This is a genomic window from Streptomyces apricus (genome assembly GCF_008369065.1).
Lineage (GTDB): Bacteria > Actinomycetota > Actinomycetes > Streptomycetales > Streptomycetaceae > Streptomyces > Streptomyces apricus.
In genome coordinates, this window is the sequence record NZ_VDFC01000049.1 from 27,318 (window position 1) to 48,568 (window position 21,251).

General features: G+C 71.5%; 21 protein-coding genes and 1 pseudogene. 12 read left to right on the forward strand and 10 right to left on the reverse strand.

Annotated elements, in window-relative coordinates:
* Positions 1-59: 59 nt before the first annotated feature.
* Positions 60-551 carry a MarR family winged helix-turn-helix transcriptional regulator gene (locus FGF04_RS30095; protein WP_149514520.1) on the reverse strand — a complete coding sequence of 164 codons (492 nt, stop codon included), beginning with the start codon at positions 549-551 and terminating at the stop codon, positions 60-62.
* Between the two features lie 178 nt (positions 552-729).
* Here FGF04_RS30095 and FGF04_RS30100 point away from each other — a divergent pair, with 178 nt between their 5' ends.
* From FGF04_RS30100 to FGF04_RS30110, 3 genes are all read left to right on the forward strand, one after another.
* Positions 730-1,158: a Rid family hydrolase gene (locus FGF04_RS30100; RefSeq protein ID WP_149514521.1), complete on the forward strand. Its 429-nt coding sequence runs from the start codon at positions 730-732 to the stop codon at positions 1,156-1,158.
* A 56-nt stretch (positions 1,159-1,214) separates the two neighbouring features.
* Complete coding sequence (locus FGF04_RS30105) at positions 1,215-1,793, forward strand: TetR/AcrR family transcriptional regulator (protein ID WP_149514522.1); 579 nt, start codon at positions 1,215-1,217, stop codon at positions 1,791-1,793.
* Between the two features lie 212 nt (positions 1,794-2,005).
* Positions 2,006-2,911, forward strand: coding sequence for an alpha/beta fold hydrolase (locus FGF04_RS30110; RefSeq protein WP_188114294.1), 906 nt, complete (start codon positions 2,006-2,008; stop codon positions 2,909-2,911).
* 6 nt (positions 2,912-2,917) lie between these two features.
* Here the strand turns inward: FGF04_RS30110 and FGF04_RS30115 are convergent, their stop codons facing one another.
* The gene (locus FGF04_RS30115; protein WP_149514523.1) at positions 2,918-3,901 is read right to left on the reverse strand and encodes a pyridoxal-phosphate dependent enzyme; all 984 of its coding nucleotides are present in this window, start codon (positions 3,899-3,901) and stop codon (positions 2,918-2,920) included.
* 265 nt (positions 3,902-4,166) lie between these two features.
* On the opposite strand from FGF04_RS30115, the gene FGF04_RS30120 reads away from it, so the two are divergent.
* The 3 genes and pseudogenes from FGF04_RS30120 to FGF04_RS41380 form a co-directional block, all read left to right on the forward strand.
* Positions 4,167-5,678 (forward strand): FAD-binding protein, encoded by a 1,512-nt coding sequence (locus tag FGF04_RS30120; RefSeq protein ID WP_149514524.1) that lies wholly within the window; start codon positions 4,167-4,169, stop codon positions 5,676-5,678.
* Entirely contained in the window at positions 5,675-6,247 is a 573-nt protein-coding gene (locus FGF04_RS30125; protein ID WP_149514525.1) for an EF-Tu C-terminal domain-related protein, read from the forward strand. Before FGF04_RS30120 ends, FGF04_RS30125 begins: the two co-directional genes overlap by 4 nt.
* Positions 6,248-6,369: 122 nt before the next feature.
* Positions 6,370-6,900, forward strand: a pseudogene (locus FGF04_RS41380) (hypothetical protein); the annotation flags it as partial.
* A 39-nt stretch (positions 6,901-6,939) separates the two neighbouring features.
* On the opposite strand, the gene FGF04_RS30135 reads toward FGF04_RS41380, so the two are convergent.
* Positions 6,940-7,308: a VOC family protein gene (locus FGF04_RS30135; protein ID WP_149514526.1), complete on the reverse strand. Its 369-nt coding sequence runs from the start codon at positions 7,306-7,308 to the stop codon at positions 6,940-6,942.
* Positions 7,309-7,371: 63 nt separating this feature from the next.
* Here FGF04_RS30135 and FGF04_RS30140 point away from each other — a divergent pair, with 63 nt between their 5' ends.
* On the forward strand, positions 7,372-7,842 hold the full coding sequence (locus FGF04_RS30140) for a MarR family winged helix-turn-helix transcriptional regulator (protein WP_149514527.1): 471 nt from the start codon (positions 7,372-7,374) through the stop codon (positions 7,840-7,842).
* Positions 7,843-7,932: 90 nt separating this feature from the next.
* Here FGF04_RS30140 and FGF04_RS30145 read toward each other — a convergent pair whose 3' ends face one another.
* On the reverse strand, positions 7,933-9,618 hold the full coding sequence (locus FGF04_RS30145) for a tannase/feruloyl esterase family alpha/beta hydrolase (protein WP_235882571.1): 1,686 nt from the start codon (positions 9,616-9,618) through the stop codon (positions 7,933-7,935).
* Between the two features lie 148 nt (positions 9,619-9,766).
* A complete protein-coding gene (locus FGF04_RS30150; protein ID WP_149514528.1) occupies positions 9,767-11,155 on the reverse strand; it encodes an MFS transporter in 1,389 nt (462 codons plus the stop codon).
* Positions 11,156-11,298: 143 nt separating this feature from the next.
* On the opposite strand from FGF04_RS30150, the gene FGF04_RS30155 reads away from it, so the two are divergent.
* Complete coding sequence (locus tag FGF04_RS30155) at positions 11,299-13,131, forward strand: helix-turn-helix domain-containing protein (protein ID WP_235882572.1); 1,833 nt, start codon at positions 11,299-11,301, stop codon at positions 13,129-13,131.
* Between the two features lie 21 nt (positions 13,132-13,152).
* Here the strand turns inward: FGF04_RS30155 and FGF04_RS30160 are convergent, their stop codons facing one another.
* Positions 13,153-14,796: a long-chain fatty acid--CoA ligase gene (locus FGF04_RS30160; RefSeq protein WP_235882573.1), complete on the reverse strand. Its 1,644-nt coding sequence runs from the start codon at positions 14,794-14,796 to the stop codon at positions 13,153-13,155.
* A gap of 448 nt (positions 14,797-15,244) precedes the next feature.
* Here FGF04_RS30160 and FGF04_RS30165 point away from each other — a divergent pair, with 448 nt between their 5' ends.
* The 3 genes from FGF04_RS30165 (at position 15,245) to FGF04_RS30175 (ending at position 16,697) form a co-directional block, all read left to right on the forward strand.
* Positions 15,245-15,688: an Hsp20/alpha crystallin family protein gene (locus FGF04_RS30165; RefSeq protein ID WP_149514529.1), complete on the forward strand. Its 444-nt coding sequence runs from the start codon at positions 15,245-15,247 to the stop codon at positions 15,686-15,688.
* Between the two features lie 104 nt (positions 15,689-15,792).
* Entirely contained in the window at positions 15,793-16,188 is a 396-nt protein-coding gene (locus FGF04_RS30170; protein WP_149514530.1) for a DUF2267 domain-containing protein, read from the forward strand.
* Between the two features lie 56 nt (positions 16,189-16,244).
* Positions 16,245-16,697: a DUF2267 domain-containing protein gene (locus tag FGF04_RS30175; RefSeq protein WP_408055690.1), complete on the forward strand. Its 453-nt coding sequence runs from the start codon at positions 16,245-16,247 to the stop codon at positions 16,695-16,697.
* 108 nt (positions 16,698-16,805) lie between these two features.
* Here the strand turns inward: FGF04_RS30175 and FGF04_RS30180 are convergent, their stop codons facing one another.
* The 3 genes from FGF04_RS30180 to FGF04_RS30190 form a co-directional block, all read right to left on the reverse strand.
* Complete coding sequence (locus tag FGF04_RS30180) at positions 16,806-17,030, reverse strand: hypothetical protein (RefSeq protein WP_149514531.1); 225 nt, start codon at positions 17,028-17,030, stop codon at positions 16,806-16,808.
* A 55-nt stretch (positions 17,031-17,085) separates the two neighbouring features.
* Positions 17,086-17,802: a type 1 glutamine amidotransferase domain-containing protein gene (locus FGF04_RS30185; protein ID WP_149514532.1), complete on the reverse strand. Its 717-nt coding sequence runs from the start codon at positions 17,800-17,802 to the stop codon at positions 17,086-17,088.
* A 107-nt stretch (positions 17,803-17,909) separates the two neighbouring features.
* Positions 17,910-18,767 carry an SDR family NAD(P)-dependent oxidoreductase gene (locus FGF04_RS30190; RefSeq protein WP_149514533.1) on the reverse strand — a complete coding sequence of 286 codons (858 nt, stop codon included), beginning with the start codon at positions 18,765-18,767 and terminating at the stop codon, positions 17,910-17,912.
* Positions 18,768-18,963: 196 nt separating this feature from the next.
* Here FGF04_RS30190 and FGF04_RS30195 point away from each other — a divergent pair, with 196 nt between their 5' ends.
* Positions 18,964-19,842 carry a helix-turn-helix transcriptional regulator gene (locus FGF04_RS30195; protein ID WP_149514534.1) on the forward strand — a complete coding sequence of 293 codons (879 nt, stop codon included), beginning with the start codon at positions 18,964-18,966 and terminating at the stop codon, positions 19,840-19,842.
* 37 nt (positions 19,843-19,879) lie between these two features.
* Here the strand turns inward: FGF04_RS30195 and FGF04_RS30200 are convergent, their stop codons facing one another.
* On the reverse strand, positions 19,880-21,163 hold the full coding sequence (locus FGF04_RS30200) for a prolyl oligopeptidase family serine peptidase (RefSeq protein WP_149514535.1): 1,284 nt from the start codon (positions 21,161-21,163) through the stop codon (positions 19,880-19,882).
* Between the last annotated feature and the right edge of the window lie 88 nt (positions 21,164-21,251).

A 21,251-nucleotide genomic window follows, 5' to 3' on the forward strand; every position in this document is an offset into this window, starting at 1 on the left:
GTTCGGGAGCGGTTCACCACCCCGCCGCTCCCGAACGACCCCGCCGAGCGGAGGGACCGTCAGCCGAAGTCGTCGGGAACGATACGGAGTTTCTCCGCGATGCGCGTGAGGGCCTTCTGGTCGGCCGTGTTGAGCGAGTCGAGGACGATGCGGCGTACGGCGCGCAGATGCGTGGGCGCCGCCTCGTCCACGATGTCGAAGCCGGCGTCGGTGAGTTCGGCCAGGGTGTAGCGGCCGTCGGCCGGGTCGGGCTTGCGTACGACCCAGCCGCGCTGCTCACAGCGTTTGGTGACGTTGGACAGGCGGGAGAGCGACCCGCTGGCGAGGAAGGCGAGCTCTCCCATCCGCAGCCTGCGCTCCGGGGCCTCGGAGAGGTGGCTGAGCACGAGGTATTCGAACAGGGTGAGGCCGTGTTCCTGCCGCAGCGGTGACTCCAGCTTGGCGGGCAGCAGCAGGACGAGCGAGATCAGCCCCGTCCACGCCGCCTTCTCCTGCTCGTCCAGCCAGCGCAGCTCCTCCTCTTCCCCGCCGTGTGCGCTCGTGCTGCTCATGGACCCTCCCGTGCTGCTCATGGAACTTCCCGTCCCTTCGGCGCGACCGTCATCACTTTACGCGTGAAGTCATTGCGTGCTAGCTTCAGTTTACGCGTGAAGTCATGCGACGAAAAACGCGCCTCTATGGACCTCTATGGATCCCTATGGGCCTCTATGGACAGGGTGGGCAAACATCATGAGCACCGTCACCTTCGGCATCGCACCGGGCTACGGCGAGAAGCTGCACGCGGCCCTCGGCTACAGCGGGGCCGTCCGCGTGGACGACCGGGTCGAGATCTCCGGTCAGGCCGGGGTGGACGACGACCTGGTCGTCCCCGACTCGCTGGAGGACGAGATCGTCCTGGCCTTCGACAACGTCGAGCGCACGCTCGCCACGGTCGGCGCGACCTGGAAGGACGTCATCCACGTCAACTCGTACCACAAGGTCGCACCGGGAGACGCTGTCATCGGCGACGACCACAACGCGGTCATGGCCGAGCAGTTCCGCCGTCGCCTCGGCGGCCGCGCGCCGATCTGGACCGAGACCGGCGTCACGGTCCTGGGCCTCGCGGCCATGCGCGTGGAGATCCGCGTCACCGCCGTCGTCGGCTCCGGGAGCAGCTGAACCGCGCGTGCCCGCGGTTTCTTGAGCGGGCGATCCAGATACGTTACGGTGGGGCCATGGCAAGGACCCGGGAGTTCGACACCGAAGCGGCGGTGAGCCGCGCCATGGAGCTGTTCTGGGCGTGCGGCTACGAGGCGACCTCGGTACGCGACCTGACCCAGCACCTGGGGATCGGGCAGGGGTCCCTGTATGCGGCGTTCGGCGACAAGGACGGCCTGTACCGGGCCGCGTTGGAGCACTACCGCACCACCCTCGCGGCCGCTGCCCTGCGCGACCTGGCGGAAGGGGCGGACGCCCGCTCGGCGGTCCGTGCGCTGCTGGTCGAACGGATCCGCATCGCCGTCGGACAGGACGGCCAGGGCTGCCTGGCGGTCAACGCCGCCTGCGAGCGCCTGCCGGAGGACCCCTCGATCCGGCGCATCGTGCGGGACATGCAGGATGCGAGCCGGGACGCGCTCGCCGAGGTGCTGCGGGTCGCGGCGGAGCGGGGCGAGATCGAGGCGCGGCACGATCCGGACACCCTCGCCGCCTTCCTCGTCACTTTCCTCAACGGACTGCTGGTCTCCTCGAAGATCACCCCGAATCGGCGCGACCTCGAACCCCTCGTGGAGGTCGCGCTGGGCGCCCTCGGCTGACTTTTCCATGCCCAAAATCTGTATCGCACGATCCAGAAAAGGTGCGGCGGTTCCTCAGACCGGAGACCGGAGAGCGGGGACAGCGTCCCGGCGCCCCGCCGCTGCCCACCGAAAACCCTGGGGGACCCATGTCCCTCGCACCCGTCCCGAGCGCGCCCACCCCGGGCGCACGACACCCGCGCCACACCCACCCCTGGAAAGGCACCGAGCACATGATGTACGACCACGAAGGAACGCCCGTCCGTACCGGACGCGCCGCCGTCAACGGAACGAGCCTGCACTACCGCACGGCGGGCTCCGGCCCCGCGGTGGTCCTGCTGCACGGCGTGCCCAAGACCGGTTACCACTGGCGGCACCTGGTCGCGAAGTTCACGCCTCACCACACCGTCGTCGTACCGGACCTCCGTGGTCTCGGCGACTCCGCCCGGCCCGTGGACGGCTACGACTCCGCGACGATGGCCGACGACATCGCCGCGCTGATGGCCCACCTCGGACACGACACGTACGCCGTGGTGGGGGAGGACTGGGGAGCGGTGATCGGCTACCAGCTCGCCGCCCGCCACCGCGACCACGTCACCGCCCTGGTGTTCGCCGAGGCGCTGTTCCCCGGATTCGGCTTCGAGGACCACACCGCCCTCACCCCGGAGAACGTCTCCGGCGGCATGCACCTGTGGCACCTGGGCTTCTACTTCCAGCCCGACGTGCCCGAGATGCTGATCGCCGGACACGAACGCGAACTGATCACCTACATGATCAAGAATGAGCGCAGCCACCCCGACACCGCCACCCCCGACGCGATCGACGAATACGTGCGCTGCTACTCCATGCCCGGCGGCATCCGCGCGATGCTCTCGGTCTACCGGGCCATGCTCGTCGACGCCGAACAGAACAGGCAGGCCGCGCGGAAGAAGCTGGACGTCCCCGTCCTGGCGCTCGGCGGCTCGGCGTTCATCGGCGACCGCAACGCGTCCCAGATGCGCCTGATGGCCCACGACGTGACCGGCCACGTCTTCGACGCCGGCCACGACCTGGCGGAGGAAGTGCCCGACGAGATGGCCGCCGTCGTCCTGCCGTTCCTGGCCGCCGCGCCGTACGAGGGCCGGTCCGCGGCGCTCTAGGCCGGCTCACGTCAGCACCTGCGGACCGGGCCACCGGCGCGCCACGGACGGGTGCCCGAAGAGGCCCGGGAGACCGCCGGTGTGGAGGAACACGGTGCGCCGGTTCCTGCGGACGGTGCCGTCGGCGACCGCGGCGGCGAGACCCGCCAGCGCGCGGCCGGTGTAGACGGGGTCGAGCACGATGCCCTCGGTCCGTGCGGCGGTCTCCATGGCCGTGGCCACCGCGTCGGTCTGGACCGCGTAGCCGGGCCCGACCTGGTCGTCGCGGATGCGCAGGGCGCCCGGGTCCGGGGGCAGCTCGGTCAGGCCGGAGACGAGGTCGGACACGACGGTGCGCGGGTCGTCGACGGCCCCGGTGTGCACGCCCAGGACCTTGTCCGGTCCCAGGGCGGCGACCAGCCCGGCCATCGTCCCGCCGGAGCCGAGCGCCACCACCACCGTGTCGAGGTCAGGCACCTGTCCGAGGAGCTCGTGGCCGCCCTCGACGTACCCGCGCGCTCCCACGACGCTCGACCCGCCGAACGGGATCAGCGCCGCGGCCGGCAGGGAGGCGGCGAGCCGCGCCGCGGCCGCTGCCAGCCCGTCCTGGTCGACGTCGCCCGCCCAGACCGCACGGGCACCGAGGAGACCGTCCAGGACCAGGTTCCCGCCGCCTGATCCGCCTGACCCTTCGGCTCCTCCCGATCCTCCTGGTTCGCCGGGGAAGACGAGGACGGCGGAGAGTCCGGCGCGGGCCGCCGCGGCCGCGGTGAGCCGGGCGTGATTGCTCTGCGGCGCCCCGGTCGTCACCAGGGTGTCGGCGCCGGCGGCGAGCGCCTGGGCCACGGTGTGTTCCAGTTTGCGGATCTTGTTGCCGCCCCCGCCCAGACCGGTGAGGTCGTCGCGCTTGATCCACAGGTCGTCCGGCTCCAGGCCCAGGGCCCGTGCCAGGCGTGGAGCCGGCTCGACCGGAGTGGGCCAGTCGGCCAGGGGCAGTCGCGAGATCGTCATGAACCGTTCGTTCCTTGCTGGAAGAGGGCCGGGACCGGTCGGGCCCCGGCTCCACGGTAATCGGGGCGAACGGGCCGGTGCGGCTCGCCGAACTCGTACGTCCGGACAGTGCGAGGCGCGACCGTGACGCACTCGAACACGACGCCCTCGACCGCGACGCTCTCGAAGCGGAACGCAGGGCGGTCCCGGGCGATGCATCCGCACCTCAATCCCCCTAAAGTGGCCGGGGGTTGCACGGCCCACGGATCCTTCCCCGGAGGAGCGCATGTCCCGCACACCGCCCCGACGTGTCGCACTGCGTGGCCTGGCGGCCGTCGGGACCGCCGTGATCGGCTTCGACCCCTTCACCAGGAGCTGGGCGGCCACGGCATCCGGCCGCGACCGCCCGCTGCACGAGGTTCCCGGGCTGGACGGCAGCCTGCACACCGACGAGGCGTCGCTGAGCGCCGCCGCCGACGACTTCGGGCACGTCGTGCACCGCCGCCCGGCCGCGGTGCTGCGGCCCGGTTCCGTTGACGACGTCGTGACGATGGTGCGGTTCTGCGGCAGGCACGGCATCCCGGTCGCGCCTCGCGGGCAGGGGCACGGCACGAACGGTCAGGCGCAGGCCGAAGGCGGTCTGGTCGTCGAGATGTCTCCGCTCGCCGCCGTCCGGCCCGTCGTCCCGGGCAGTACGAGTGTGCGGGTCGGCGCCGGAGCCAGGTGGAGCGAGGTGGCTCGAGCCACGCTCGTGCACGGCCTGACGCCTCCCGTCTTCACCGACTACCTCGAACTCTCGGTCGGCGGAACGCTGTCGGTCGGCGGCCTCGGCGGCCAGGCGCACCGGGTCGGCGCCCAGGTCGACAACGTCCTGGAGCTGGAAGTCGTCACCGGCGCGGGGGAGTTGACCCGCTGCTCGCCGACCCGTCACCGGGAGCTGTTCCACGCCGTGCTCGCGGGCCTCGGTCAGTGCGCCGTGATCGTCGGCGCCACCGTGCGCCTGGTCCCGGCTCCCGAGTCCGTACGCCGCTACGTCCTGCCGTACGACGATCTGCGGACGTTCCTCGACGACCTGCGGCTGCTCGTGGGGGAGCGACGCTTCGCCTACGTCGAAGGGCAGGTCGTCGAGGACGCCTCCGGACGCTTCCGCCGCTACGTCATCGAGGCCGCCGCCTACGGACCGCCGGCCGGGGAGGCCCCTGACGACGCGGCGCTCCTGCGCGGGCTGCGGCACGATCCGCTGGGCGTGGAGGTCACCGACCTCGAGTACTACGCCTTCCTCGACCGGATCGCCCCCGGCGTCGCCGCGCTCAAGGAGGCCGGTCTGTGGGCGTACGCACACCCCTGGCTGGACGTTCTGCTGCCCGGCCGTGCGGCGGCCGAGGTCGCCGGCCGGATCCTGGACGCGCTCACCCCGGCGGACCTGGGCCCGGGCGGCGTGGTGCTGCTGTACCCCCTGGTGCGCAAGCACCTCCGGACGCCACTCTTCAGGGCGCCCGACGACCCCGTGCCGTATCTGCTGGCCGTCCTGCGGACCGCTCCGCCCGGGGACCCGGCGACGGTCCGACGCCTGCTCGCCGCCAACCGGTCCGCCTACGACCTCGCCCGCGCGGCCGGCGGCACCTGGTACCCGACCGGCTCCGTGCCCTTCGACAACGGCGACTGGCAACGACACTTCGGCCCTGCCTGGCCCCGACTGGCGGCGGCGAAGAAGAGGTACGACCCACGGGGCATCCTCACCCCTGGCCAGGCAATCTTCCACCCCGACCGACGCCCCGCCATGGACAGCAAGCGGTGAGTGCGGCGGAGGAGCCCTTCCTGATGCCCGTCGAGGACGTCTTCCGCCTGCGGCAGGGCAGGGAGGTCCTGGTGACGGGCCGGATCGAACGCGGCGGCGTGCACGAGGGCGACACGGTGGAGACAGTCGGCCCGAACGGCGGCGCGACCGCCCTCGTCTCAGGCATCGAGCACAACCGGACGCCGGTCGGTATGGCGAAGGCGGACATGAACGTGGGACTGCTGCTGCGCGACGTTTCCGCGGACGTTGTCGAGCGGGGCCAGGTGCTCGTGACGCCGGGCTCGGTCCGGGTCCACGGTGTCTTCACCGCCGACATCACCGTGCTGTCCGAGGGGCAGGGCGGCGCGGACGTGGCCTGCGGCGACCGCCTCCGTTTCCACATCCGTACGGCCGGGGTGTGGGGCACCGTGACCCTGCCCAGGGGCACCGGCACGGTCCGGCCGCTGCACGGAGCCGAGGTGACGGTGACACTCGAAGAGCCGGTCGCGCTGACGGAAGGCCAGCCCTTCGCCTTCCGCCACCACGCCCGCGCCGCAGGCACCGGCACCGTGACACGACTACCGCACTGAGCCTTGTCCTGCCACCGGTTGGCGTTGAGGAAGCCCTCCAGCAAATCGGCCCGATGACGAAGTGGGTTCTGCGGCTACGCTCCTCTGGGCACTCGACAACTGGCAGGCATCCGGGGGAAACCGTGAACCGACCACTGCTGTTCCTCGACGTGGACGGCCCACTCAATCCTTACGCGGCCCAGCCCGAGAGACGTCCCGACGGCTACACCACCATCAGAGTGCCGCTGGCCGATGACGTCCATGAGGGGAACAGGGGCTTGTCGCGCCGGCGGTGCCCCCTGCGGGTCTGGCTCTGCCCGGAGCACGGGCGGTTCTTGCTCGGGCTCGGGTTCGAGCTGTGCTGGGCCACCACATGGATGGATGACGCCAACCGCTGGATCGCACCGGTGCTCGGCCTTCCGGAACTTCCCTACGTCGACTTCGGCGATCTCCTGCTGAAGGAACGCCCCGACGGAGTGCACTGGAAGACCGGTCCACTGGTGGACTACGCCGACGGCCGTCCCTTCGTCTGGGTGGACGACGAACAGAGCGAGCTGGACCAGGCGTATGTGACCGCCCGTCATCCCGGGACGGCGCTTCTGCACCACGTCAATCCCCGGATCGGCCTGCGGGAGGACGACTTCCTCATGCTCGCCGACTTCGCCCGGTCCCTCCCCGCACGGGCGCACGCCTGTGAGGTGGAGGGTGGTCGGTCAGGTGTGGTCGTGGAGGGTGATTCGGTAGCCGTCGGGGTCGGCGAAGGTGAAGGTCCGGCCGAAGGGGCCGTCGATCGGTGCGGAGACGATGGTGTGGCCGTCGGCGGCGAGGGCGTCGTGGATGGCCTGGACGTCCGTGGCGTGGAGCCAGATCGCGGCACCGATGCCGGGCTGGGGCACGGACGTGAGGTCGGTGCCGGGGACGACGTCCCGCAGCGCGAACGCGATCGGCTTCGTCTCGAAGACGACGGCGTGCGGAGGTCCGGCCTGCGACCGGACGAGACCGAGGTACTGCTCGTAGAACGCCTGTGACGCGTCGAGGTCGCGCGTCTGGAGCGAGATGAAGTCGGGACCGGTGACGGGCATGGTGATGCTCCTTCTCCTCATGTCAGTTTTCTGACACGCACCAAGGTATGTCAGAATACTGACATGAGTCAAAAGGGTGAAGGCGTCGATCTGGAGACGTCACTGGGCTACCTGCTGAAAGAGGCGTCGAGCGCACTGCGCGTGGCCATGGAGGAGGTGCTGCGGCCGCTCGGCATGAGCATCACCCACTACTCGTGCCTCGAACTGCTCGCTCAACGGCCGGGCCTGTCGAACTCCGAACTCGCGCGGGGCGCGTTCGTGACGCGGCAGTCGATGAACGTGCTGCTGCAAGCCCTAGAGAGGGACGGTTACGTGACCAGGCCCGCGGAGGCACCCGTCGGGAAGAGCCTTCCCGCGCGGCTCACACCCCGTGGCCGGCGGAGTCTGGAGAAGGCGACCGCGGCGGTCCGGTCCGTCGAGGTCAGAATGCTGTCCGGCATGACGGAGACGGAGCGGTCGGCCGCGTTCCGGAGCCTGCAGAGCATGATCCGTTCCCTGCGCGGCGACAGCGACGGCAGCAGCGAAAGCGCATAGTTCGTCGGGTCTTGACGCACGTGGAGCAGTCAGCGGTGCCTGGCAGTTGGCTCGGCGCGAGGGGCGCACCGCTGACCCGGCCCCAGAACCTCAGGACGTGCAGGTGAAACTCGCGGCGCTGTCCGGGTCGCCGCCGCGGTACCGGGGCCACCCCGGGTACTCGCACAGGGGACGGGTGCGGTGGTGGGCCATGTCGGTCACCACCGTCCTCGCGGGCGGGCGGTCCTCCTCGACCCAGCGTTCGAGCGCGGAGAGCGAGTCCGTCCCGGCGGCGAACGCCGGAGTGCCGAAGTTGGCGTGGTTCGCGCCGGGCACGAGGTAGTACCGCAGGAACGTCCGGGTCGCCCGGGGCCCCAGCAGGTCCCGTACCCGCTGGTAGTAGTCGTTCGTCGAGCGGTGGGAGACCAGTTCGTCCGCGGCGCCGTGCAGCAGTATCAGTTTGCCGCCGGCGCGGGCGAACGGCCCGAGGTCGGTGTCGTTGCGGTCCTGGACCGTGGACAGGTGGCTGATGCGCGCGAGCCACTTCCCGGGACGCCGGGGATCCACGTCGAGGGGATCGTGCCGCGGGTCGCGGGTCAGGAAGTACTTGACCCACTGGTCCCAGTACTGCATCCCGTACCCGCTGGTCACCGGCATGGGACTGGCGGGCGCGGTCGTGCCGAAGCCGAGGAAGGGGGTCCTCATGTCCGCCCCCGACAGGAACGGGAACCCCGGATAGCCGGTCTCGCCGCTGGCGATGCGGTACGGCCACCTGAACGGCGAGGACATGGCTCTGACGGCCCCGATCTGGGGATCCGACAGACAGGTCGGTCCGGTGTCGGCTCCGCTCGGGCAGCGCAGCGCGGCGGGGTCGAACCGGCAGCCGCGCGGGTTCGAGACGATGCCGTCCTCGGCGCCGTCCAGGCCGTCGCAGGCGTCGATGACGCTGTCGTAGAGGAGCCCCTGCTTCTGGGGCCCGGGGAAGGTGCCCGGGCGCGACAGCACCTGCGTCAGGTACCCCAGGTCCAGGACCTCGCTGAGGTTGTTCCAGGCGGGATAGGCGGAGATCACCCCGTCGAAGGCGGTGGGCCAGCGCTGGGCCGCGACGAGGGCTTCGCGTCCCCCCGTCGAGCCGCCCGCGAAGTAGACCTCGGCGGGCCGTGTCCCGTAGGCGTGCCGGATGAGGAACAGGGCGGCGTCGCGTGTCTTCTTGACCGCGTCGCCGGCGGCGAAGTTGTGCAGCGCCTCGTCGTTCAGGCCGAACGACCCGTCCAGCGACGGCGGCGCCGCGGGGTTCTGCCGGTGGCCGGAGTCACCGGCGAAGACCGCGTAGCGCCGGGCCAGCGGCGCCGGCCGGTCCGCCGGGCCGAACGGCACGTTCTGCGTCAGGTCGGGGACGGTGCCGTTGTAGCCGCCACCGCCGAACATCAGCGCCTTGCGGTTCCAGCCGTGGGGCAGGTCGAGGCGCATCCCGATGGCGGGCGCGGAGGCGTCGACGGGGAAGAGCTCCGCGTCGACCCGGCAGTGCTCGACCGTCTCACCGCTGACGACGCTCGTCATGACCGAGGCCGACACCACGCGCCCACCGGTGGTCGGCAGGCTCATGGCCGACGCGGGGATCCGTGTCCCGGCCAGCGCGGCGCACCGCGGAACCGCCGTCGAGCCGCCGGTCGCGACCGGGGCGGACGCGGTGGCGCGTTCGGCCCCGTGGACCGGAAGCGCGCCCGCCAGCAGCACCATGGCCGCCAGTGCGGTGAAACGCCGGACCGCGACGCCTCGTACCGGTGATCTCCTCACGCCAGCTCCTCGTCTCCGCCACGCGTGTGCGCGGACCGTCTCGTGTGTGTGGACCGTCTCCGCGGCGCGGAACGCCCCCGGCGTACGGCGTACGGCGTACTGGATCCCCCCGGCAGGGCGCACAGGGCTCCCGTCGCCCGCCCTCCTCCTACCGGTAGAGCTGTGCGCCGGGGAGGGCATGCGGATCGGCGCGGACCTCCGCGGAGTTCGTCTCGGGCAGGTACCAGGCACTGGCGAAGGTGATCAGGCCCATGGCCATGATGTACGCGGCGACCGGCACGGTGCTCCCGGTCCGGGCGATGAGCGCCGTCATGAGGAACGGCGTGCCGCCGCTGACGACGATCGCGGAGAGCTGGTACGCCAGCGACGCGCCCGAGTAGCGGACGGCGGGCGCGAAGAGCTCGCCGAGAAAACTGGCGATCGGCCCGTAGGTGAGGCACTGGAACACGAAGCCCACGGTCACCGCGACGAAGATCAGCGGCAGTGACGCGGTGTCGACCAGCCGGAAGTAGGGGAAGGCCCACACGGCGACCCCCAGCCCGCCGACGAGGACGAGGGGCCGGCGGCCGATCCTGTCGGACAGGTGGCCCGACCAGGGGATGACGACGAGCATCGCCACGGAACTGGTCAGCACGACCGCGAGCAGGGGGTTGCGGTCCAGGTCCAGGGTGCCGGTGCCGTAGCTCAGCAGCCCGGAGATGCTGACGTAGAAGAGGCTGTTGGTGGCGGACAGGAGCCCGCAGCCGAGCAGGATGGTCGCCCACCGCTCGCGGACGACCCGGGCCAGCGGAGCCCGGACCACCGTGCTCTGCGTACGCGACGCCTCCCGCTGCAGCTCGCGGAACTCCGGCGTGTCCTCGACCTTGGTCTGGATGTAGAGGACCACCACGAACATCACGACGCTGACCAGGAAGGGGATGCGCCAGCCCCAGCTGAGGAAGGCGTCGTCCGGCATCAGGGTGCTGCAGGCCACGAAGATCAGGTTCGAGATGATCACGGCGACGGGGACGCTGGTCTGCCCGAAGGTGCCGGCGAAGCCGCGCTGTTTGGGTCCGGCGGACTCGGTGAGCAGGAGCATGATGCCGCCCCACTGGCCGCCCGCCGCGAGCCCCTGGACGAAGCGCAGTGTCACGAGCAGGGTCGGAGCCAGTGCGCCGACGGCCGCGGCGCTGGGGAGGCAGCCGATCAGGAAGGTCGCCGCCCCCATCAGCGCCAGACAGGTGATGACGACCGGCTTGCGTCCGTACCGGTCGCCGAAGTGTCCCGCGAGCACCCCGCCGATCGGCCGTGCCACGAAGCCCGCCCAGAACGTGCTGAAGGCCAGCAGGGTCCCCGTCAGGGCCGAGGAGTGCGGGAAGAACACCTTCGGGAACACCAGCGCGGCCGCGGTGCCGTAGAGGAAGAAGTCGTACCACTCGATCGAGCTCGCGATGAGCCCCGCGCCCAGCAACTTGCGGGAGGCCCGGCGGCGCAGCGGGGACGAGCCGGTAGCGAAGTGCTCCGACTGTCCTTCGGGTTGGGCAAGCGGAGTCGCCATACATGCCGCCTTCGTCGGTCGTGCAGGAAGGTGATGACGGTGACATTAAGGCGCCGTTACGCTGTGGTTGAGGTGTACATCACCCACACATCGCGCCGACCCGGTGGGGTTTTCCCCCACCCGAGCCGAGGAGGGACGACACGGTGACCAGCGGCCCCGGCGGCGAGGAGGAGGCGTACTCGCTCATGCGCCGGCAGCGCGAACTGACCTCGCTGTACGCCACCGCCAAGTCCCTCACCGCGCTGGGTGAACTGGACGAGGTGCTCCAGTCGATCGTCCACCACGCCCACGACCTGATCAGCACGGACTTCACCTACCTCTCGCTGGTCGGCGCGGACGGCAAGCTGTCGGCCAGGGCGGCGGAGGGAACGATCTCCGCCTCCTTCCTCGCCGCGTGCATCCCGCCCGGCACGGGGCTCGGCGGCAAGGTGCTGGCCTCGCAGAGCCCGCACTGGGTGTGCAACTACGCCGCCGCGACCCTCATCGAGCACGACCCGGACTTCGACCGCCTGGTCGGCACCGAGGGACTCGTCGCGCTCCTCGGTGTGCCGCTGGTCATCCGGGGCGAGGCGGTGGGCGCCCTGTTCGCGGGGGACCGCTGCGAACGCTCCTTCCAGGCCGACGAGATCGCGCTGCTGAGCGCGTTCGCCCACCACGCCGCCATCGCCCTCGACAACGCCCGCCTCTACCAGGCGAGCCGGACCGCCCTGCAGGAGCTGCAGGGCGCGTACCGCAGGATCGAGGAGCACATGGCAGCCGTCCAGCGTGCGCAGGACATCCACGAAGCCCTGACCGGGGCGGTGCTCGGGGGCGGCACACCGGGCGACGTCGCACAGCTCCTCGCCGATCAGCTGGGCGGGTGCGTCACCCTCCTCGACCGGACCGGCGCCGTTCTCATGGGCCGGGAGGCGGCGTCGGACCCGTGCCCGGTCCCGTCGGAGTCCGACCTGGCCGATGCCCTCGGGACCGCGCACCGCTCGGGCCGCTGCACCACCTCGGTCGACGAGGCCGGGATCGCCCACAGCGTGGCCGCGATCCAGGCGGGTGACAGGTACCTCGGCGCACTGACCTGGAGCTGGCACCGTGACCGGGCCCAGAACCGGAACGGGAGCCGGGAGGCGGCCGCCGACCAGGGCGCCCCGGACGACACGGACCTGCGGACCCTCGAACGGGCCACCCACATCATGGGACTGCTCATCCTCAAGGAGCAGGCCGTCGCCGACGCCGGTGAGCGGCTGAGCGGAGAGCTCCTGACCGAGCTCATGGTCGGCAGCCCCGGGATCAGCGCCGCCCAGCGCGCCCGCACCCGGGCCCGCAACATCGACGCCGACCGCCTGGACCTGGTCCTCGTCGCGGACTCGGCCCTGTGCCCACCGGCCGAACTCGCGCGCCACCTGCACGACATGGCCCGGGACCGCCAGGGACTGGCGGGCGAGCACCTGGGCAAGGCCACGCTCGTCGTCCACAGCGCCGACGACGACCGGACCGCCGAGGAGGTCCACCGCCGGCTGCGCCGCACCCTGGGCGGCCCCGTCGCCGTCGTCGGGGAGCGGGTGGTCAACCACGACTGGGCGCGCGCCCACTCCCTGGCCGGCCGCTGCGGTGCCGTGATGCGGGCGCTGGGACACACCGACCTGGGCGCCACGACGGGCCGGTACGCCCTCTACTCCCTGCTCTTCGACACCGAGCGGGTCCACGAGCTCGACCGTTTCATCTCCGGCTCCATCGGCCCGCTCCTCGACCACGACCGGCGGCGGGGCACCGAACTGGTCGACACCCTCAGCGCCTACTACGTCCACCGCACCAACGTCGCGGCCACCGCGCGGGCGCTGTACATCCACGTCAACACCCTGCTGAAGCGGCTGGACCGCGTCGGCCACGTCCTCGGCGCCGACTGGCGCCACGGGAACGACCTGGAACTGCAACTCGGGCTCCGGCTGCACCAGCTCAAGACGCTCACCGCCGCCTCTCCCTGAGACACCGCGCGAGCCGCCGGCTCATGCGATACGCGTCGCCTCGCGCAGCGCGCTCTTCGACAGCTTGCCGGTGCCCGTCTTGGGCAGGCTGCCCATGAACACGATGTCATCGGGCAGCCACCACTTGGCGACCATCGGCGTGATGTGCCGCAGGAGTTCGCCGGCCGTGGCGGCGCTGCCGTCCCGCAGGACGACGTAGGCGACGGGGCGTTCCGTCCAGCGCGGGTCGGGACGGGCGATCACGGCGACCTCGACGACGTCGGGGTGCGAGGCGAGGGCCGCCTCCAGCTCGACGGAGGAGATCCACTCGCCCCCGGACTTGATCAGGTCCTTCATCCGGTCCACGAGCCGCAGATAGCCGTCGGCGTCGAGGGTGGCCAGGTCCCCGGTGCGCAGCCAGCCGTCCTCGGTGAAACTGCCGCCGCCCTCCACCCCGTAGTAGCCACCGGCCACCCAGGGCCCGGCGACCTGCAGTTCACCCACGGCGAGGCCGTCGCGGGGCAGCTCCCGGCCCGTCTCCACGTCGACGATCCGCACGTTCACGAGCGGCAGGGGCTGGCCCTGGGCCGCCCGCACGGCCACCCGCTCCTCCGCGGTCGCCCGCCGGTGCTGGCTGCGCGTCCCGCCTATCGTCCCGACCGGGCTGACCTCCGTCATCCCCCAGGAGTGGGTGATCGGTACGCCGACCGCCGCACGGTAGGTCTCCGACAGCGCCGGGGGCACGGCCGATCCGCCGCCTAGCAGGAACCGCGTGGCGCCCAGGTCGTACGACCGCAGCGCGGAGGCCATGCTCACCCACACCGTGGGAACGGCACCGGCGACGGTCACCCGCTCGGTCTCCATCAGCCGCAGCAGGTGATCGGGGTCCGCGGAGGGGCCGGGCAGGACCAGGGAGGCGCCCGCCATCATCGCGCCGTAGGGCAGACCCCAGGCGTTGGCGTGGAAGAAGGGCACGATCGGCATCACGACGTCGCTCTCCCCGATGCCGATGAGGCCGGCCGCGAGGGTCCCCAGGCAGTGCAGGACCGTCGACCGGTGGCTGTACAGCACACCCTTGGGCGGGCCGGTCGTCCCGGAGGTGTAGCACAGCCCGGAGGCCAGGTTCTCGTCCGCGAGCGTGAACATGTCCTCGAACGAGCCCGTGAACGGGTCGTGGCCGCCGACCAGTTCGTCGTAGTGCAGGATGCGCGGGTCCGCCGGGACGGCCGTGTCGCTGCCGTCGGGCAGCACCACCCAGTGCCGTACCCGCGTCAGCCGCCCGGCGCTCGGCCAGATCCGGGGGAGCAGTCCGCGGTCGACGAACACCACGTCGTCCTCCGCGTGGTCGACGATGTACTCGATGTGCTCCGGCGAGAGCCGGATGTTGATGGTGTGCAGCACCCGCTTGGTGGCGGGCACCGCCAGATACAGTTCGAGGTGGCGCCGGCTGTTGCTCGCGAACGTGGCGACACGGGCGCCGGCCGGGACGCCCAGGGAGTCCAGCGCGGTCGCCAGGCGGCGGGCACCGTCGGCCACGCCGGCGTAGTCGAGCCGCTCGGCTCCGGCCGTCACGACGTACTTGCGCGCGTAGAGCCGCTCGGCGCGTTCCAGGATGTGCGCGATGGTCAGGGGGCGCGGCTGCATCAGCCCGTCCATGGCGTCGTCCGCCCCGACCGCCCTCAGCACCGGGGCCCACCCTCGGCGGGAAGGGTGACGTCGAGGGCGGAGCCCACGCCCCGAACGGTTCCGGTGACGGTCGCGACGCAGGACTGATCAGGCATGGTCCTTCTCTCTCGGTCGGCGGGCCGGCGGTCCGGCCGCGGGAACGGGCACGGATCGACGGATGCGTGAGGTCCGACGGGTGCCCGTTCGTCGTGTCGTCCGCGTGTCGTCCGCTACGTACCGCACGCCACCCTAGGCGCGGTCCCGGACCGGGGAGAGGTGGGAACCTTCCACTCCGTCACCCCTGTCGGCGGTGCATGCCCACACTGCGTCGCACGCCCGGAACGGACGACGACTTCGACGTCATCGCATGGACGACATCGCTGTTGTCATCGGATGGATGACATGCTAAAACAGTGTCCGTGAGGCGCATTGGCAGCAACTGCCCGAACCTGCTGGAGGTGTTTTCACGATGTTGATGCGCACTGATCCTTTCCATGAGCTGGACCGGCTGGCGCAGCAACTGGTGGGCCCGGGGACCTGGTCCCGCCCGTCGGCGATGCCGATGGACGCCTACCGCGAGGGCGACGAGTACGTCGTGGCCTTCGACCTGCCGGGCGTCGCCGCGGACGCGATCGACATCGACGTCGAGCGGAACATGCTCACCGTCAAGGCCGAGCGGAGGCCGGCGGCGAGGACCGACGACGTGAAGATGGAACTGTCCGAGCGGCCGCTGGGTGTCTTCTCCCGCCAGATCGTGCTCGCCGACAGCCTCGACACGGAGCGCATCCAGGCCGACTACGACGCGGGCGTGCTCACTCTGCGTATCCCGATCGCCGAGCGTGCCAAGCCGCGCAAGATCTCCATCGGAGCCGGTGCCGGAACCGGATCCGGCCGCAAGGAGATCGCCGGCTGACACCGGCCGGACGCATGCGGAGGGCGGGCGCCCGACGATCCCCCTCGTGGTCCGCCCGCCACGTCCCTGTGGGCAGTCCGAAGCGGAAGGGGTGGCCGGCCGACATGACCCTGCGACGCGAGGCGTTCCTCGGTCACGTGAAGGAACGCGGCAAGTACGACTCCACGGAGGAGGCCGAGCGCGCGGCCCTCGTGGTCCTCGCCCTCCTCGGCGCGCACCTGGTCGGGGACGTCCGCGCCCAGCTCGCGGCGCGCCTGCCCGAGGCGTTCGCCCTGATCCTGCTCAACCCGCTGCAGAGCGCCGAGCCGCTGACCCCGGAGCGGTTCGTGCGTGCGACCGCCGCGTGGATCGAGGGCGCCACCGAGCAGACCGCGGCCTGGGACGTCGGCGCCGTGCTGTCGACCGTCGCCGACGCCGCCGGCGAGGACCTGATGGGCCAGATCCTGCTTCAGCTTCCCGCCGACTACGACCTCCTCTTCGGCCGCCCCCGGCCCACCTGAAGGTCCAGAGAGATCAGAGAGATTCAGAGAAAGACCAGAGAGGGACCAGAGAGAGAATGGCAGCAACCCCCGTGATCTCCGACCGGCCCGCACCGTCCCGGCAGGCGTACGGGAGGGCGTACGAGCAGATGCTGGACAAGGTCCGCTACGAGGGCGCCTACCCCACCCGGGAGAGGGCCGACGAGGCCGTCCGCCTGGTCCTCGCCGGACTGGGACGCCAGCTGACCGGCGACGAACGGGTCGACCTGGCCGGAAGCCTCCCCCCGGAAGCGGCACGCGTGCTGACCGAGCAGATCCCCGACCGGCAGCCGCTGACCGGCTGGTCCTTCGTCAAGGACCTCGCCACCCGCACCGGCGCGTCCCTGGCCACCACCCGCTGGGACACCGGCTCCGTCTTCTCCGCCGTCGCCGCCTGCGCCGGTCCCGAGCTGGTCACCCGCATCCTCCAGCAGCTCCCCACCGGCTACGCCCTGCTGTTCGGCCGCGTGGAACTCGTCCCTGCCGCCTGAACGCCGGCGTACGACGGAGCTCCGGTCGGCGGCCGACCGGAGCTCCGTCGTGCGTCCGCGCCGGCGCGATGCCGGCGCGTGCGGCGGCCCGGAGGTCCGGGCGCCACCTCACCTGCCGAGAAGGCCTGACGGCAGCAGCTTCGAAGGCGACGCGACCGGGTTCCCCACCTCCAGCGCCCCGAGAACGCTGTGGAGGAGACCGGCGCCGGGCGCACCGGCGGACGGGACGGGAGCCGACGCGGCCTGAGCGGGAGCCGACGCGGCCTGGGCGGCGGGAGCGGCCGCCAGGAGGGCGGCGGCCAGGACGGAGACACAGGCGATTTTCTTGATCATGCCTACCCCAACGACCGGCCGCCCGACGGGCAACGCCCATGTCACCCGCTTGTCCTCAACGGCCGCGGGACGTACGGAGCTCCTCCAGCCGCTCGTTGACGGCATCGGCCAGCGGTCCGCTGGAGGCCGGGTTCTGACCGGTGAAGAGGTTGCCGTCCTGGACGACGAAGGGCTCGTAGGGAGCGCCCTTCTCAAGGCGTGCGCCCTGCTCGGCCAGACGGTCGGCCTGGAGCCAGGGGGCGTTGTCGGCGGTACCGAACAGTTCCTCCTCCTCATTGGTGAAGGCGGCGATACGGCGTCCCTCGAAGGCCCAGCGGCCGTTGTCGTCGACGGCGCTGAGCAGGGCGGCGGGCCCGTGGCAGACCGCGCCGATGACGGTGTTCCGGTGGTCGGCCGCGATCAGGAGGCGGCCCAGGTCGCGGTCCTCGAACAGGTCGACGACGGGACCGTGGCCGCCGGGCAGGAAGATCGCGTCGTAGGCCGAGGCGTCGACGTCTTCGAGCGGGAGGAGCGGTCCGAACTCGCCGAGCGCCTTCTGCGCGTGGGCCACGTAGTGGGCGCAGTTCTCGCCGGCGATCGCGGGGTCCGCGCTGTGCCGGTCGAGCGGCTGCAGGACTCCTCCGGGCGAGGCGAAGTCGACGGTGTGCCCGGCCCGGACGAACCTCTCGTGCGGGGCGGCGAGTTCCTCGGCCCAGTAGCCCGTGGGGTACGCCGTGCCGTCGGCGCGCTCCCAGACGTCGGCGGCGGACATGACGATGAGGATGTTGCTCATGACGTGGACACCCGTTCCCTTTTGGCGGTGGCAGCGGTGGCAGCAGTGGCAGCGGTGATAGCGGTGTTGGCTGGCGTGCGGCCGGTGGCGAGGCGTGGGCCGGACCCTCAGGCCTGCGGGAAGTCCGTGGCCGGGGCTTCGGCGGCCGTGGCGTCGAGGTCGGCGCGCAGGGCCTCGACCTTCGCGGTGGCGTAGGCATGGGCGTCGGAGCCCAGCAGCTGGCGCAGCGGGCCGTCGTCGACGGTGGCCCGCGCGATGATGGCCGCGGCTCCCTTGACGGGATCGCCGAGCTGGTGGCCCTGAAGCTTGATGTGGTCCTCCACCATGGCGCGCACGGCGGGGTAGTGCCGGGAGGTCTCGGCGGGCAGGGCGAGGGAGTCCGGGGTGAGGAAGGACGTACGGAAGTAGCCGGGCTCGACGACGGTGACCTTGATGCCGAACTCCGCGACCTCGGCGGCGAGGGCCTCGGACAGGCCTTCGAGCGCGAACTTGCCCGCGCAGTAGAGGGCCCAGCCGGGGACCGCGGTCAGGCCCAGGACGGAGGAGATGTTGATGATGCGGCCGCCGCGCTGCTCGCGCATCACCGGCAGTACGGAGCGCAGGACGTTCCACACGCCGACGACCTGGACGTCGAGCATGTCCCGCACGTCGTCCCGACCGGTCTCCTCGACCGCGGCGAGGTAGCCGTACCCCGCGTTGTTGACGGCTACGTCCAGGCGGCCGAAGCGCTCGACGGTCCGCTCCACGGCCGACCCGACCTGGCTCTCGTCGGTCAGGTCCACGGTCAGCGGCAGAAGCCGGCCGGTGTCGGCCATGTCTCCCAGAGCGGCCGTCAAACGCTCGGCGGAGCGTGTCGTGGCCGCGACGTTGCTGCCCTGGGCGAGCAGCTGGCGGACCAGTTCCAGGCCCAGGCCGCGGGAGGCGCCGGTGACGAACCAGGTGGAGGAAGGGGCGATGCCGGTCATGACGAACCTCTGTGGGTGGGAGTCGTGAGGGGGAGGCCGGACCAGGCTGCTGTTCCGGCGCTGACACCACTGTGGCCCGCGGAAGGACGCCCGCGACCGCCATGAGGAGCCCTCCGCACCCCAGGTCCCCGCTGACTGGGTCCGACAGACCCACCTTGGGCGTCCATCGCCGTCATGAGTCGGTCAGACTGTTCCCATGGCCGCTCCCAACCGCGAACTCGCCGACTTCCTCAAGCGCTGCCGCGCACAACGCGACCCGGATCAGGCGGGGTTGCCGCCGGACGGACGGGTCCGGCGCGTGCCCGGGCTGCGGCGCGAGGAGGTCGCCCGCCTGGCCGGTGTCTCCGCCGACTACTACGGCCGCCTCGAACAGGGCCGTCCGATCACGCCTTCCCCCGCCGTCGTCGAAGCCATCGCGCACGCCCTGGGCCTGGACGCGGCGGGCCGGGCCCACCTCGACGACCTCATCGGCGTCACCGGCACCCGTCCGCAGACGCACACTCCCACCGTCCAGCGTCTGCGGCCCGGGCTCCACCAGCTCCTCGACTCCCTGGACGCCGCCGTGCCCGCGCTCGTCCTGGGACGCCGCTCCGCCGTGCTCGGCGCCAACCGCATGGCCCGGGCCCTGTTCGCCGACTTCGACGCCCTGCCGCCCGCCGAGCGCAACTACACCCGGTGGCTCTTCCTGGACCAGGACGCGCGGGCCCTGTTCGTCGACTGGGAGGTCCAGGCCCGCGCCGCGGTGGAGAACCTGCGCCTGGACGCCGTACGGGAGACCGACCGCCGGGCCACGCAGGAACTCGTCGCCGAACTCAGGGAGCACAGCGAGGAGTTCGACCGGTGGTGGCGGCAGCACCGCGTCCACCGGCGCACCCACGGGTCCAAGCGCCTGCTGCACCCGATGGTCGGAGAACTCACCGTCCAGTACGAGACGCTCTCGCTGCCGGGCGACAGCGAGACCACGATGTTCCTCTACACCGCGGAGGCAGGGTCGTCCTCCGCCCAGGCACTGGATCTGCTGGCGTCCTGGACGCTGCCCAGCCGGCAGCGAGCACCTGAGCGGCCTCGCGAATGAGGGCTCCCGACGCGGGGATCCCCGGCGGTCACCTCCGTCATGCGCGGCCCCGGCGCCGGGCGGCCATCCACTGCCAGACGCGGGTGCCGTCGATGCTGGGGTCGTTGCGGGCGACGTAGATCCACGACCAGTGGCCCGAGAACCGGTAACCGTTCCATGTGACGTCGTCGTAGAGCGTCATCAGCGAGCCCGGGATGAGCTCGTGTGCGTGGACGGTGTTGGCCAGCGGGTCCACGGTGGTGTCGTCGCGCGAGGCGACGAGCCAGCTGGGGGTGCTGATCCGGGCCAGCTCGCTGTCGGGGATCAGCGGTGCGCCGCCGGCCGGGAAGGAGGTGACGACGCCGCAGATCGGCACGGAGGCGGCGAACAGGGTGGGGTAGACGGTGGTCATCTTCATGCTCATGTAGCCGCCGTTGCTGCAGCCGGCGACGTAGATCCGGTCGTGGTCGACATGGTTCGTACGCGTGACGTCGTCGATGATCTCGCGGATGAGGGGGGCGAAGCGGGGTCCGTCCTGCATCCAGGCGGAGGTGCTCTGCGGGGCGAGGACGTAGGCTCCGCCGAAGATGCGCTGCGCCTCAGGAGTGGCGAAGCCCAGTGCGCCGCGGTTGGCCCGCAGCGTGGTCTCGTTGTCGTAGTAGTCGTCGGGCAGTGACGCGCCCTCGCCTCCGCCGTGCAGCCAGACGACCAGCGGGCGCCTGCCCCGCCGGGAGGCGTGGGCGCCGGTGGGGGAGTACAGCCGGTACTTCATTCCCGAGCCCGAGACGTGCGAGCTGAACGCGTCGACCTCGGGGTCCGACAGCCCGCGGTTCTGCACGAAGTCCGTGATGGTGATCGACCGGTGGTCGCGCAGGGGGATGGGGACGCGCTGGGTGAGGGTGTAGGTGAGGTCGAGCACGACGTTGCGGCCCCGGCCCGCGATGTAGCCGAGGGTGCCGGCGCCGCTCTGCCCCTCGCCGTGGCTCAGGTCGAGCACGATGTTGCCGCGGCGGTCCAGCCGGGCGGCGGTGACCGTGCGGTCGAGGTCGTACTCGCCGAAGATGACGTCGCCCGCGCTCAGGGGCACCGGGCTGGTGGCCTTGGCGTGCACGGCGAAGGTCTCGGTGGTCAGGCCGGCCGGGTCGATCCGCCCGAGCCGGGCGGTGTCGAGGATGAGCGAGGTGACCTGTTCGCCGCCGTCGAGCACCTGGGCGTTCAGAGTGAATCTCACGCGGGTGGTCGCGTGTCCGCCGGCGTACGCGGAGGCCGCGGGCAGGGACAGGCCGACGGCGGCTCCGGTGCCCGCGGCCAGAACGGCGCGACGGCTGAACGGTGGTGTCATGCGGACTCCCTGTGGGGGTGGGGAGGCTTCGTCGCGGTCCGTGGGCCGGACCCGGTGCCGAAGCCGCTGAGGAGTTGACGGCGGCCAC

Bases quoted from the DNA above. Each gene is read 5' to 3' on its own strand.
- FGF04_RS30200 (WP_149514535.1), bottom strand. From the start codon at position 21,163: ATGACACCACCGTTCAGCCGTCGCGCCGTTCTGGCCGCGGGCACCGGA.
- FGF04_RS30165 (WP_149514529.1), top strand. From the start codon at position 15,245: ATGTTGATGCGCACTGATCCTTTCCATGAGCTGGACCGGCTGGCGCAG.
- FGF04_RS30135 (WP_149514526.1), bottom strand. From the start codon at position 7,308: ATGCCCGTCACCGGTCCCGACTTCATCTCGCTCCAGACGCGCGACCTC.
- FGF04_RS30170 (WP_149514530.1), top strand. From the start codon at position 15,793: ATGACCCTGCGACGCGAGGCGTTCCTCGGTCACGTGAAGGAACGCGGC.
- FGF04_RS30180 (WP_149514531.1), bottom strand. From the start codon at position 17,030: ATGATCAAGAAAATCGCCTGTGTCTCCGTCCTGGCCGCCGCCCTCCTG.
- FGF04_RS30115 (WP_149514523.1), bottom strand. From the start codon at position 3,901: ATGACGATCTCGCGACTGCCCCTGGCCGACTGGCCCACTCCGGTCGAG.
- FGF04_RS30105 (WP_149514522.1), top strand. From the start codon at position 1,215: ATGGCAAGGACCCGGGAGTTCGACACCGAAGCGGCGGTGAGCCGCGCC.
- FGF04_RS30110 (WP_188114294.1), top strand. From the start codon at position 2,006: ATGATGTACGACCACGAAGGAACGCCCGTCCGTACCGGACGCGCCGCC.
- FGF04_RS30095 (WP_149514520.1), bottom strand. From the start codon at position 551: ATGAGCAGCACGAGCGCACACGGCGGGGAAGAGGAGGAGCTGCGCTGG.
- FGF04_RS30195 (WP_149514534.1), top strand. From the start codon at position 18,964: ATGGCCGCTCCCAACCGCGAACTCGCCGACTTCCTCAAGCGCTGCCGC.
- FGF04_RS30185 (WP_149514532.1), bottom strand. From the start codon at position 17,802: ATGAGCAACATCCTCATCGTCATGTCCGCCGCCGACGTCTGGGAGCGC.
- FGF04_RS30150 (WP_149514528.1), bottom strand. From the start codon at position 11,155: ATGGCGACTCCGCTTGCCCAACCCGAAGGACAGTCGGAGCACTTCGCT.
- FGF04_RS30190 (WP_149514533.1), bottom strand. From the start codon at position 18,767: ATGACCGGCATCGCCCCTTCCTCCACCTGGTTCGTCACCGGCGCCTCC.
- FGF04_RS30120 (WP_149514524.1), top strand. From the start codon at position 4,167: ATGTCCCGCACACCGCCCCGACGTGTCGCACTGCGTGGCCTGGCGGCC.
- FGF04_RS30175 (WP_408055690.1), top strand. From the start codon at position 16,245: ATGGCAGCAACCCCCGTGATCTCCGACCGGCCCGCACCGTCCCGGCAG.
- FGF04_RS30140 (WP_149514527.1), top strand. From the start codon at position 7,372: ATGAGTCAAAAGGGTGAAGGCGTCGATCTGGAGACGTCACTGGGCTAC.
- FGF04_RS30100 (WP_149514521.1), top strand. From the start codon at position 730: ATGAGCACCGTCACCTTCGGCATCGCACCGGGCTACGGCGAGAAGCTG.